General features: G+C 71.0%; 10 protein-coding genes. 9 read left to right on the forward strand and 1 reads right to left on the reverse strand.

The window, feature by feature from the left end; all coding sequences use genetic code 11:
* The first annotated feature begins 15 nt into the window (after positions 1 to 15).
* Complete coding sequence (locus JHE00_RS31825; RefSeq protein ID WP_200325359.1) at positions 16 to 921, forward strand: AurF N-oxygenase family protein; 906 nt, start codon at positions 16 to 18, stop codon at positions 919 to 921.
* Between the two features lie 5 nt (positions 922 to 926).
* The gene (locus JHE00_RS31830; protein WP_200325533.1) at positions 927 to 1,823 is read left to right on the forward strand and encodes an alpha/beta fold hydrolase; all 897 of its coding nucleotides are present in this window, start codon (positions 927 to 929) and stop codon (positions 1,821 to 1,823) included.
* Positions 1,824 to 1,892: 69 nt separating this feature from the next.
* Here JHE00_RS31830 and JHE00_RS31835 read toward each other — a convergent pair whose 3' ends face one another.
* Positions 1,893 to 2,558, reverse strand: coding sequence for a TetR/AcrR family transcriptional regulator (locus JHE00_RS31835; protein ID WP_200325362.1), 666 nt, complete (start codon positions 2,556 to 2,558; stop codon positions 1,893 to 1,895).
* An 87-nt stretch (positions 2,559 to 2,645) separates the two neighbouring features.
* Between JHE00_RS31835 and JHE00_RS31840 the strand changes: the two genes are divergently transcribed.
* From JHE00_RS31840 to JHE00_RS31870, 7 genes are all read left to right on the forward strand, one after another.
* Entirely contained in the window at positions 2,646 to 3,650 is a 1,005-nt protein-coding gene (locus JHE00_RS31840; RefSeq protein ID WP_200325364.1) for an alpha/beta fold hydrolase, read from the forward strand.
* A 101-nt stretch (positions 3,651 to 3,751) separates the two neighbouring features.
* Positions 3,752 to 4,864 carry a DUF3152 domain-containing protein gene (locus JHE00_RS31845; protein ID WP_307832205.1) on the forward strand — a complete coding sequence of 371 codons (1,113 nt, stop codon included), beginning with the start codon at positions 3,752 to 3,754 and terminating at the stop codon, positions 4,862 to 4,864.
* A gap of 93 nt (positions 4,865 to 4,957) precedes the next feature.
* Positions 4,958 to 6,136, forward strand: coding sequence for an adenylyltransferase/sulfurtransferase MoeZ (gene moeZ, locus JHE00_RS31850; protein WP_200325367.1), 1,179 nt, complete (start codon positions 4,958 to 4,960; stop codon positions 6,134 to 6,136).
* Positions 6,137 to 6,332: 196 nt separating this feature from the next.
* Positions 6,333 to 7,133, forward strand: a complete 801-nt coding sequence (locus JHE00_RS31855; RefSeq protein WP_200325369.1) for a TIGR02569 family protein — start codon at positions 6,333 to 6,335, stop codon at positions 7,131 to 7,133.
* A 208-nt stretch (positions 7,134 to 7,341) separates the two neighbouring features.
* Positions 7,342 to 9,357 (forward strand): molybdopterin oxidoreductase family protein, encoded by a 2,016-nt coding sequence (locus tag JHE00_RS31860; RefSeq protein ID WP_200325535.1) that lies wholly within the window; start codon positions 7,342 to 7,344, stop codon positions 9,355 to 9,357.
* Positions 9,354 to 10,799: an FAD-dependent oxidoreductase gene (locus tag JHE00_RS31865; protein WP_200325372.1), complete on the forward strand. Its 1,446-nt coding sequence runs from the start codon at positions 9,354 to 9,356 to the stop codon at positions 10,797 to 10,799. The genes JHE00_RS31860 and JHE00_RS31865 overlap by 4 nt, the downstream gene beginning before the upstream one ends.
* A gap of 60 nt (positions 10,800 to 10,859) precedes the next feature.
* Positions 10,860 to 12,236 carry a nitrate/nitrite transporter gene (locus JHE00_RS31870; RefSeq protein WP_200325374.1) on the forward strand — a complete coding sequence of 459 codons (1,377 nt, stop codon included), beginning with the start codon at positions 10,860 to 10,862 and terminating at the stop codon, positions 12,234 to 12,236.
* Positions 12,237 to 12,277: the final 41 nt, after the last annotated feature.

The following is a 12,277-nucleotide window of genomic DNA, read 5'->3' on the forward strand; positions in this document are numbered from 1 at the left end:
AGGTGGGTGTCGACGATGACGCGGACCCTCGACGACGCAGGCCGCGAGAAGACCGCCGAGCGACTGCTGAAGTCGTCGGCGAACAAGTTCTACGACCCCGAAGTCGACATCGACTGGGACGCGCCCCTCGTCGAGGGCAAGCACTACGTCCCGCAGCACCGCTCCACCCTCTACGGCACCGAACTGTGGGAGCGGCTCACGCCGGAGCAGCGCATCGAGCTCGGCAAGCACGAGCTCGCGAGCGTGGCCACCAACGGCCTGTGGTTCGAGATCCTGCTGATGCAGATGCTGCTCAAGGAGGTCTACAACGCCGACCCCACGAGCAACCACGCCCAGTACGCACTCACCGAGGTCGCCGACGAGTGCAGGCACTCGACGATGTTCGCCCGCATGGCCGAACGCATTGGCTGCCCGCCCTACGGCCCGGTCAAGTGGCGACGGCGGTTCGGCAAGCTCCTGCCCGTCATCGGCTACGGGCCCGCGCTCTACGGCTCGATCCTGGTCGCCGAGGAGGTCCTCGACCGGCTGCAGCGCGAGCAGATGAACGACCCGGAGATCCAGCCGCTGGTGCGCATGGTCAACCGCATCCACGTCCTCGAGGAGGCGCGGCACGTCACGTTCGCCCGTGAGGAGGTGACGCGCGGGATGGCGAAGCTGTCCAAGCGCGAGCTCGCCTACCAGCGGCTGCTGATCGCGCTGGTGTCGCACGAGGTCACCCGCAGCCTCGTCAATCCGGCCGTCTACAAGTCGGTCGGCATCCGGCCGAGGGACGGCTACCAGGCCGCGATGACCAACCCGCACTGGCAGCGGACGGTTCGCTACGCCGGTGAGCGGATCATGCCCTTCCTCGACGAGGCGGGGCTGGTCGGCGGACCAGGGATGCGCTGGTGGCGGCGCTCGTTCCTGGTGGGTGAGCAGTGACCACGCTGACGGAGCGGGTCGCCCCCGGCGCGCGGGACTTCGTGACCGGCGACGGCACGCGCCTGCACGCCGAACTGACCGGGCCCGCCGACTCCGCGGTGACGCTGGTGCTCGTGCACGGGTGGACTCAGGACCTGCGCACGTGGGACCGCGTCGTCGACGAGCTGCCGCGCGAGTTGCGCGTGCTGCGCTACGACCTGCGCGGACACGGCCGGTCGGCGGCCGCCCCGCCCGGCACCACGACCATCGACCGGCTGGCCGACGACCTGGCCGAGCTGATCGCCGACCGCGTTCCGGAGGGCAGGCTCGTGCTCGCCGGTCACTCGATGGGCGGAATGACGATCATGGCGCTGGCCGACCGGCATCCCGGGCTCGTGGCGGGCCGGGTGGACGGTGTCGGCTTCGTGGCGACCTCGAGCGGGAACATGGACCGCATCACGCTGGGCCTGCCGGGGGTGGCGGGCAGCGGGGCCGCCAGGGTCGAGCGGCGGCTGGCGAAGCTCCTGCTGGCCTATCGCAAGGACGTGCTGCCGCTGCGACCCGGTGCCGCGCGGGCGGGGGCCCGCTGGCTGGTGTTCGGCCGCAGGCCGCGACGGCGGGACGTCTCGTGCGTGGTCGACCAGCTGCTCAAGGCGCACCCGGCCAGCATCGGGGGTTTTCAGAACGCCATCTCGCTGCACGACCGCAGGGTGGCGCTGGCGGCGCTGCGGACCGCGCGCGGCGTCGTGCTCGCGGGGGAGGCGGACCGGTTGTGCCCGGTGCCGCACGCGAAGGCGATCGCGGCGGAGCTGCCCGGCTCCCGGCTGGTGGTGTACCCGGGAGCGGGGCACATGCTGCCGCAGGAGCGCTCGCACGAGGTCGCGGAGCGGCTCACGGCGCTGGTGGCCACCCGCACGCACTAGCGGCGACCGCGGTGAAGGGCACCTTTACTGCATTGAACGCAGTAAAGGTGCCCTTCACCGCAGTTGTGCCTACTGGTGTTGGAGGGGAAAGCCCGCGCCGATTCCTCGCCAGGCGAGGGTCGAGGTCAGTGCTACGGCGTCGTCGCGGCTCATCGAGCTGTGGTGGGTGAGCCAGAACCGCGCGCTGACCTGGCTCAGGCCGACCAGTCCGACCGCGAGCAGCCGGGCCTTGTCCTCGTCGAGGCCCGCGTCGGCGGTGATCGTCTCGGTGATGGCGTCGACGCTGGCCGAGGTGGCCCTGTCGACGGCCTCCTGCACGGACGGCTCGCCGCGCAGGTCCGACTCGAAGACCATGCGGAACGCGCCGGCGTCGCCGTTGACGAAGTCGAAGAACGCGCCGACCGCGTTGTTCACGCGCTGCTTGTTGTCGGTGGTGGAGGACAGCGCCTCCTGCACGGCCGAGACCAGGTGGTCGACATGGCTCTCGAGCAGCGCGATGTAGAGATCGAGCTTGCCAGGGAAGTGCTGGTACAGCACGGGCTTGCTGACGCCCGCGCGCTCGGCGATGTCGTCCATCGCCGCGGCGTGGTACCCGTTCGCGGCGAAGACCTGTTGCGCGGCCGCCAGTAGCTGCGCGCGGCGTTCCGTGCGCGGAAGCCGAACACCACGGCCGAACTGCGCCGATCCGGTGCTCTCGCTCGCCCCCTGCGATCGAGAGCGTGCCGTCTCAGTCATCCCGCCTCCAACTCCACATCCCATGGCACATTACTCGTCGGTACACGGTGAACGCCAAAGGCGGCGGACTTGAGGCATCCTGGAACGGTGTCCGAAACACTGTCCCGCGAGACGGCCGCCCGCTCCACGAAGCGAACGCCCCTGACTCACGTACCCCTCTCGAACACCCCGCTGCCGCCGCTCGACGCGACCCTGCCCCCGTGGTCGGGCAGCCTGGAAAGGGTAGGTGAGCTGGAGCTGCACGTCCGCAGGACACCCGGCTCCGACGACGCGACCGTGGTCTATGTCCACGGACTGGGCGGATCGTCCACCAACTGGACGGATTTGTCGGCGCTGCTCGCCCCGCACGCGGACGGGGTCGCGCTGGACCTGCCCGGCTTCGGCTTCTCCGAACCGGGGGACGGCTTCACGTTCAGCCTCTCCGCCCACGCCGAGGTCGTGGCCCGGTTCATCGAGCGCAGCGCGACCGGGCCCGTGCACGTGGTCGGCAACTCGATGGGCGGCGCGATCGCGCTGTTGCTCGCCGCCAACCGGCCAGAGCTGGTGCGGACGCTGACGCTCATCTCGCCCGCGATGCCCGACCGCAGGCCGGACCCCCGGCGGCTCTCGGACCCGCGCATGGTGCTCGCCTACCTGCCGGTTTTCGGCAAACGCGTGCGCAGGCAACTCGCGGCGATGGGCCCGAAGCAGCGCGCCGAGCAGGTGATCCGGCTCTGCTTCGCCGACCCGTCGGCGTTCCCGCCGCACCGCCTCGACGAGCTCGCCGAGGAGCACAGCGCCCGCGCGCGCCTCGCCTGGGCGAACACGGCGATGGCGCGCAGCACGTTCGAAATCTTTCGCACCTGGTTCGCGGGCGGGCAGCGCTCGCTGTGGTCGGTGGCCCCGACCGTGGACATGCCCTCGCTGGTGGTGTGGGGAACCGAGGACAAGGTGATCTCCGTGCGGCGGGCGGCGCGCACGGCGCAGCTGCTGCCGAGGGCGCGCCTGCTGGTGCTGCCGAAGACCGGGCACATCGCGCAGATGGAGCGCCCGGTGACCGTGGCCAGGGCGATCCTCGGCATGTGGGAGAGCGTCGACGCCGACACGTGGTGACCAGCTCTGGGCTGTTCGGGTGATGACGTAACGGCCGGCTCCCGGTCTCCCGGCGGCCGGTCGACGGGTGTGTTGCGCTGCGTATGTGGCACCCTGGGGCAGTGGACCGGGTGACGCACGGGGTGCGAAAGGACGGCGGACGGACCGAGTATCCGCGCCGGTCCTCCTCGTATCACTACCGGCCGAAGTCGCCGTCCGAGGACCGTTACCGCCCGGGTGCCAGAAGGGCGTCCGGCGAGCCGCTGCGTGCCTCGTGGCAGCCGGCGAACGAGCCCGAGGAGCCAGCCGAGGACGAGAAGCCGCGCAAGCCGTCGGCGCTGCGCAGGCTCGTCTCGACCTACGGCTGGCGCGCCTACGCCATCCCGGTGCTGCTGGTGATCACCGCGCTCGTGGTGGTGGACACGACCCGAGGCGCTCCGGAGGGCGAGTCGGGCAGCGCGGCGGGCGGCACGTCCGAGAACGCCGTGGACACCGGCGGCTCGTCGAGCAGTCCGGTCGCCACGGAGAACCCCGCCGGGCAGGTGGACCTCGACATCCCGACCGCGAAGCTGCCCCAGGGCGGCGACTTCACGGCCAAGGGCGCGGGCACCTGGCACGTCGTTCCGGGCGCGAGCGACCCGGTGGGCGAGAGCGACAACGTGCGGACCTACACCGTCGAGGTCGAGGACGGCATCGACCCGGCCAGCTACGCGGGCGACGACAGCTTCGCCGACACCGTCGAGGGCACGCTGTCGGACCCGAGGAGCTGGATCGGCAGCGGCGAGGTGTCGTTGCGGCGGGTCGACGCGAGCTACCCCGACCCCGACTTCCGGGTGAGTCTCACCACGTCCGACACCACGCACCGGCCCGACATCTGTGGCGGCTCGATCCCGTTCGAGTCGTCCTGCTACCGCCGCAACGTCGACGGCGAGAACCGGGTCGTGATCAACCTGGCCCGCTGGGTGCGCGGTGCGCTGGCGTTCAGCTCGGACATGACCGGCTACCGCCAGTACGCCATCAACCACGAGGTGGGCCACGCCCTCGACAATGGTCACGAGGGGTGCGGCACGGACGGCGCGCTGGCACCGGTGATGATGCAGCAGACCTTCGGCGTCGCCAACGACTACGTCGCGCAGCTCAACGACGGCCCCGGCGGCGACCAGGGAACGGTGCCCGCCGACGGCAAGACCTGTAAGCCCAACGCGTGGCCGAACCCGCAGGTTCAGGGCCGCTGACGCCGGCGTCCACGATGTGGACGCGGGGAAGACTCGACGGTGCCGAGCGGTTATAGATTGATGGACCGCGATCAGCGCGAGATGGAGGACCCGATGTCTGGCACGCTGCCGCCGCTCGTCGAGCCGGCCGCCGAGCTCACCAAGGAGGAGGTTGCGCGCTACAGCCGCCACCTCATCATCCCGGATGTCGGGATGGAAGGGCAGAAGCGGCTGAAGAACGCGAAGGTGCTCGTGATCGGCGCCGGAGGTCTTGGCAGCCCCGCGCTGCTGTACCTCGCCGCCGCCGGAGTCGGCACGCTCGGCGTGATCGACTTCGACATCGTCGACGAGTCGAACCTCCAGCGTCAGGTGATCCACGGCCAGTCCGACGTGGGCAAGCCCAAGGCCCAGTCGGCGAAGGAGTCGGTCGCCGAGATCAACCCGTTCGTCAACGTGATCCTGCACCAGGCGCAGCTGACGACCGAGAACGCGCTCGACGTGTTCCGCGACTACGACCTGATCCTGGACGGCACGGACAACTTCGCCACCCGCTACCTGGTCAACGACGCCGCCGTGCTGCTCGGCAAGCCGTACGTGTGGGGCTCGATCTTCCGGTTCGAGGGCCAGGTCAGCGTCTTCTGGGAGGACGCGCCCAACGGCAGGGGCCTCAACTACCGCGATCTCTACCCCGAGCCGCCGCCTCCCGGGATGGTGCCGTCGTGCGCCGAGGGCGGCGTGCTGGGCGTGCTCTGCGCGTCCATCGGCTCGATCATGGTGACCGAGGCGATCAAGCTCCTCACGGGCATCGGCGAGCCGCTGCTGGGCAGGCTCATCAGCTACGACGCGCTCGAGATGAAGTACCGCGAGGTCAAGATCCGCAAGGACCCGGAGACCCCGAAGATCACCGAGCTGATCGACTACGAGGCGTTCTGCGGCGTCGTGTCGGACGAGGCGCAGGAGGCCGCGTCGGGCAGCACGATCACCCCGGCCGAGCTGAAGGCGAAGTTCGACTCCGGCGAGAACTTCGAGCTCATCGACGTTCGCGAGCCGCACGAGTACGAGATCGTCAACATCAAGGGCGCGAAGCTGATCCCGAAGGACCGCATCATCTCGGGTGAGGCGCTGGCCGAGCTGCCGCAGGACAAGCCGATCGTGCTGCACTGCAAGTCGGGCGCCCGCTCCGCGGACGCGCTGGCCGCGCTGCACCGGGCGGGTTTCAAGGACGCGACGCACCTCGGTGGTGGCGTGCTGGCCTGGGCGAAGCAGATCGACCAGAGCCTCCCGACATATTGATCGAAATCCGGGGGTTTGGGACTCGAAAAGACGGGTAACCAGACCTAGGACGTTCTCAGGTACCGATGCGTCGGTGCGTGCGTTTTTCCGGGTGCAGTGAAAGCTCCGTTCGCGTGCTGCGAACGGAGCTTTCGCGTTTTTTCGGTCCGGGGTGGCTACCCCCCGGCCGGGTGTGGTCGCGGTAACGTCGATCGCTGTGGCTCCTACGCGCGAACCCCCGCCTGCGCACGTGTGCACGGCGTTCGGCGTGAGCCATTCCGACGCCGAACCGCTGCCAGGGGAGGGCAATGCCTGGCTGAGCGGCGACATCGTGCTGAGACAGGTCAGCGACAGAGCCCACGCCGTGTGGCTCGCCCGCACCTTCGCCGCCATCGACATCCCCGATCTCCGGCTCGCCAAGCCGCTGCGCACCACCGACGGACGGTGGGTCATCGCAGGCTGGAGCGCCAGCCGGCACGTCACCGGAACGCCGGAGGACCGGCCCGACGCCGTCGTCCTCACCGCCGTCAAGCTGCACAGCGCCACCTCGGGCCTGCCGCGCCCCGACTTCCTCTCCCGCCGCCAGGACGTCTCCGCCATCGCCGAGCGCATCGCCTGGGAAGAGCAGGACATCGAACTCGACGAGACCAAGGGCGGGCGCTGGTTCGAGATCCTGGCCCCCGCGCGCAGGCCCGTGAACCTTCCCGACCAGCTCGTGCACGCGGAGCTGTTCGGCACCATCCTCTTCGACGGCGACGCCCCACCCGGGCTCGTCGACTTCGTCCCGCACTTCCGGCCCGCCGAATGGGGCGCCGCCGTGGCCGCGGTGGACGCCATCGCCTGGGGCGGTGCGGACGGCGAGCTCCTGCGCCGCTGGTCGCACCTGCCGGAATGGCCCCAGTTGTTGTTGCGTGCGGCCCTGTTCCGCCTGGCCTTCAACGCACTGCACCCGCGCTCGACCGCCTCCGCCCTCGACGGACTGCGTGCGGCGGCCAGCGAGGTGAGCGAGTTCGTCTGAGGCTTCACCGGATGTCGTGAGCGCTGCGCGGGCAATGTCGCACGCCTGAAACATCGGGGAGTTTCCGAGTAACACGGGCTACCTACCGTCGGGCCTTCCGGCGAGCAGCAGGAGGTGCCCGGTGACGCTGACGGCCGAGTCCACCACCCCGTCCGACACGCGGACCCAGACCGACACGCACTGCCCCTACTGCGCACTCCAGTGCGGCATGACGGTGAGCGGCACGGCCGAGGTCGCGCCGCGCGCGTTTCCCACCAACGCGGGAGGGCTGTGCCAGAAGGGCTGGACCTCGGCCGCACTGCTGGGGTCTCCGGCGCGCCTGACCACACCGCTCGTCCGGGTCGACGGCGAGCTGCGCCCGGCGAGCTGGGACAACGCACTCGACCTGGTCGCGAGCAGGCTCGCGCGACTGCGGGCCGAGCACGGTGCCGACTCGGTCGCCGTCTTCGGTGGCGGCGGGCTGACCAACGAGAAGAGCTACCTGCTCGGCAAGTTCGCCCGCGTCGCACTGGGCACGTCCCAGATCGACTACAACGGCCGGTTCTGCATGTCGTCGGCCGCGGCGGCGGGCACCAAGGCGTTCGGGCTCGATCGCGGTCTGCCATTTCCGCTCACCGATCTCGCCGACGCCGACGCCGTGGTGCTGGTCGGCGCCAACCCCGCCGAGACGATGCCGCCGTTCGGACAGCACCTGCGCGGTGCCGCGGCCGCGGGCGGGCTCGTGGTGGTGGACCCCCGGCGCACGCCGACGGCGGAGCAGGCGAACCTGCACCTGGCCCCCGCGCCGGGCACGGATCTGGCGCTGGCTCTGGGAATCCTGCACGCTGTCGTGGCCGACGGGTTGCTCGATCAGTCCTATCTGGATCAACGGACGAGCGGGTTCGACGCGGTGTGGCGGATCGTGGCCGGGTACTGGCCCGAGCACGTCGAGCGCATCACCGGGGTCGCGGCGGCCGACCAGCGCCGCGTGGCCGCGCTGCTCGCCGGTGCCCGCAATGCCTACGTGCTCACCGCGCGCGGAGCCGAACAGCACGCCACCGGCGTGGCCACGGTGAGCGCGTGGATCAACCTCGCACTCGCCCTCGGCCTGCCCGGCCGTGCGGGCTCGGGCTACGGCTGCCTCACCGGTCAGGGCAACGGCCAGGGCGGTCGCGAGCACGGCCAGAAGGCCGACCAGCTGCCCGGATACCGCGCGATCACCGACCCGGTGGCCCGTGAGCACGTCGCGAGGGTGTGGGGCGTGCCCGCGGACACGCTGCCGGGGCCGGGGCGCTCCGCCTACGAGCTGCTCGACGCGCTCGGCACCGACGACGGGCCGAAGGCGCTGCTCGTGTTCGGCAGCAACGTGGCCGTCTCCGCGCCAGACTCCCGCCGTGTCGCCGAGCGGCTGTCGTCGCTGGACCTGCTCGTCACCGCCGACCTGGTGCTCTCGGAGACCTCGGCACTGGCCGACGTGGTGCTGCCGGTGACGCAGTGGGCCGAGGAGGACGGCACGATGACCAACCTCGAAGGCCGGATCCTGTTGCGCCGCAAGGCGGTTCGGGCACCCGAAGGGGTCCGTACCGACCTCGACGTGCTGTCCGGGCTCGCGGCCAGGCTCGGCCAGCCCGACGGGCGTTTTCCCGCCGATGCCGAGACCGTGTTCACCGAGCTGCGCGCCGCCTCCGCGGGCGGACCCGCCGACTACTCCGGCGTCAGCTACGCCCGGCTGCGCGACGGCGAGGCGCTGCACTGGCCGGTGCCGGACGAGGCGCATCCCGGCACGCCGCGGCTGTTCCTCGACCGTTTCGCCCACGCCGACGGGCGTGCGCGTTTCCAGCCGGTGGAGCACAAGGGTCCCGCCGAGCCTCCGGACGCCGACTATCCGTTGCTGGCCACCACCGGCCGGGTGCTGCAGCACTACCAGTCCGGCGCGCAGACCCGGGCGATCGCCGAGCTCGCCGACTCCGTGCCGGAGGCCTACGTCGAGGTGCACCCCGACACCGCCGCGCGGTCCGGGCTCGCGGACGGCGACCTCGCACGGGTCACCTCGCGGCGCGGCGCCACCACGGCGCGGGTGCACTGCGTCGCCTCGATGCGCACCGACGTGGTCTTCCTGCCCTTCCACTTCCCCGGGGACCAGCGGGCGAACCTGCTGACCAACCCCGCGCTCGATCCCACCAGCCGGATGCCGGAGTTCAAGGTCTGTGCCGTCCGGATGACCACAGAGGACGGTGCCGCATGAGCCCTCGCGAGGTGGTGGTGCTCGGGTACGGAATGGCGGGCGCCCGGCTGGCCGACGAGATCCGCCGCCGTGATCCCGGTGCCGAGCGCGTGCGGCTCACGGTGATCGGGGACGAGCCGCACCACGCCTACAACCGCGTGCTGCTCTCGGCCGTGGTCGCCGGATCGATGCGACCGGACAGCGTGCGTTTGCACGACGAGCAGTGGGCGCGGCGGCACGGCATCGACCTGCGACTCGGCGTCGCGGCACTCGGAATCGACCGCGCCGCACGAACGGTCGCGCTCGACGACGGCACGAGCGTCGGCTACGACGCGCTCGTCTTCGCCACCGGCAGCACGCCGTGGCTGCCGCCGGTCGAGGGACTGACGGGCGAGCACGGCGAGCTCGCCGAGGGCGCGGTGACGTTTCGTTCGCTGGGCGACTGCGAGCGCATCCTCGACGCGGCCCGCGTCGGTGCGCCCGTCGCCGTGCTCGGCGGTGGGCTGCTCGGGCTCGAGGCCGCGCGCGGTCTCGCCGGACGCGGCAACCTCGTCACGGTCGTGCACCCGGCGGAGCACGTGCTGGAACGTCAGCTCGACGCGGGCGCCGGACGGGTGCTCGCGCGCGCACTCGGCGAGTTCGGCATCGACTTCCGGCTCGGCCGCACCGCCGCGAAGTACCTGCCGGGCGACGGGCTCAAGCTCGACGACGGTAGTCACGTCGACGCGGACCTGGTGGTGGTGTCGGCTGGTGTGCGCGCCGAGACCGCACTCGCCTCGGCCGCGGGCATCGCCGTCGACCGCGGGATCGTGGTGGACGACGCGTTGCGCACCAGCGACGGCCGGGTGCACGCGATCGGCGACTGCGCGCAGCATCCGGGAACGGTGTCCGGGCTCGTGCAGCCCGCGTGGGAGCAAGCAGGCGTGCTCGCCGACCTGCTCACCGGCAGCGATCCCTCGGCACGCTACCGGGGCACGTCCGTGGTCACGCGGCTCAAGGCACGCGGCATCGACCTCGCCGCGCTCGGCGAGACCCACGTGGAGACCGGAGATCCCGACGCCGAGGTGCTGTGCGTCGACGATCCCGCCCGCGGGCGCTACGCCAAGCTCGTGCTGCGCGACGACCGCGTGACCGGCGCGATCGTGCTCGGCCTTCCCGATGCCGCGGCCACGATCACCCAGCTCCACGACCGCGGCTCGCCCGCGCCGGGCGACCGGCTCGGGCTCCTGCTCGGCAGGGCACTGCCCTCGGCCGCCCCCGCCGCGGCGAGCCCCGCCGACCTGCCCGCCGCCACCACGGTCTGCCGCTGCAACTCCGTCACCAAGGGCCAGCTCGTGGACGCCTGGCGTGCCGGAGCGGCCTCCGCGGAGCAGCTCACCACCGCGACCAGAGCGGGCACCGGGTGCGGCGGCTGCGCCGACACCGTCCGCGGCATCGCCGACTGGCTCGCGAGCACGGCCTGAGCACTCGCCGCGCCCTTCGCTTTCAGCAGGCCTCCCGGCCCGATCGACAGGAGTGACACCATGACCTCAGCGACGACCCCGAGGCGCCCCGGCAAGCGGTGGATCGAGCACTGGGATCCCGAGGACACCGCGTTCTGGGACAACGGCGGAAAGAAGATCGCGAGCCGCAACCTCTGGTTCTCGGTCCTGGCCGAGCACATCGGGTTCTCGATCTGGACGCTCTGGTCGGTTCTCGTGCTCTTCATGGGCCCCGAGTACGGGTTCTCGCCGGCGGACAAGTTCCTGCTCGTCTCCACGCCGTCGCTGGTCGGCGGGTTCCTGCGCATTCCGTACACGCTGGCTGTGGCGAAGTTCGGCGGTCGCAACTGGACGATCATCAGTGCGGGACTGTTGCTGGTGCCCACGATCCTGGCCGCGGTGGTCCTGCGGCCGGGCGTGCCGCTGTGGGTGTTCCTGCTCGTCGCGGCCATCGGCGGCGTCGGCGGCGGCAACTTCGCGTCGTCGATGACCAACATCAACTCGTTCTTCCCCGAGCGGCTCAAGGGCGCCGCGCTCGGTCTCAACGCGGGTGGCGGAAACCTCGGCGTGGCCGCGATCCAGATCGTCGGACTGCTGGTGATCAGCATCGCGGGCCCGTCGGCACCGCAGATCATCTTCTACCTCTACCTCCCGCTGATCGTCGTCGCGATGACGTGCGCCGCGCTGTTCATGGACAACATCGCCGACGTGCGCACAGAGGGCAACGCGATGCGCGAGGTGCTGCGCGACAAGCACTCCTACGTGATGTCGTTTCTCTACATCGGCACGTTCGGCTCGTTCATCGGCTACAGCTTCGCGTTCGGTCTCGTGCTGCAGAACCAGTTCGACCGCAGCCCGCTGCAGGCCGCGCAGGTGACGTTCATCGGCGCGCTGCTCGGTTCGCTGATCCGGCCCGTCGGCGGCTGGCTGGCCGACCGGCTCGGCGGAGCGAAGGTGACGCTCTGGACGTTCCTCGGGATGGCCGCGGCCACCGTGCTGTGCATCCTGGCCTCCACCTCGGACTCGCTGCCGCTGTTCATGACCGGCTTCATCGGGCTGTTCGTGTTCTCCGGCGTCGGCAACGGCTCGACGTACAAGATGATCCCCGCGATCTTTCGCACCAAGGCGCTCACCGCGATCGCGGGCGGCGAGGCCCAGGAGACCGCACTGCGGAGGGCACGCAGGCTCTCCGGCGCGCTCATCGGCATCGCGGGCGCGATCGGCGCGCTCGGCGGGCTGTTCATCAACCTCGCGTTCCGCTCGGCGTTCACGAGCACCGGCAGCGGCGTGCCCGCGTTCGTGTCGTTCCTCGTGTTCTACGGGCTGTGCTTCGTCACGACGTGGGCCGTCTACCTGCGCGGGCCGATCGTGCGCGCCGCGAACGAGCAGCGGACGGCGCTCGCGGGCGCTGGGATCTGACGCACTCCTGACCTGCGAGGGGAGCTTTTGGTTACCGCGCC

It is taken from the genome of Prauserella cavernicola (assembly GCF_016595675.1).
GTDB lineage: Bacteria > Actinomycetota > Actinomycetes > Mycobacteriales > Pseudonocardiaceae > Prauserella_A > Prauserella_A cavernicola.

What these genes read in the sequence shown, in the direction of transcription:
- JHE00_RS31825 (WP_200325359.1), top strand. Translation starts at nt 16, where the DNA reads ATGACGCGGACCCTCGACGACGCAGGCCGCGAGAAGACCGCCGAGCGA.
- JHE00_RS31835 (WP_200325362.1), bottom strand. Translation starts at nt 2,558, where the DNA reads ATGACTGAGACGGCACGCTCTCGATCGCAGGGGGCGAGCGAGAGCACC.
- moeZ (WP_200325367.1), top strand. Translation starts at nt 4,958, where the DNA reads ATGTCTGGCACGCTGCCGCCGCTCGTCGAGCCGGCCGCCGAGCTCACC.
- JHE00_RS31860 (WP_200325535.1), top strand. Translation starts at nt 7,342, where the DNA reads ATGACGGTGAGCGGCACGGCCGAGGTCGCGCCGCGCGCGTTTCCCACC.
- JHE00_RS31865 (WP_200325372.1), top strand. Translation starts at nt 9,354, where the DNA reads ATGAGCCCTCGCGAGGTGGTGGTGCTCGGGTACGGAATGGCGGGCGCC.
- JHE00_RS31870 (WP_200325374.1), top strand. Translation starts at nt 10,860, where the DNA reads ATGACCTCAGCGACGACCCCGAGGCGCCCCGGCAAGCGGTGGATCGAG.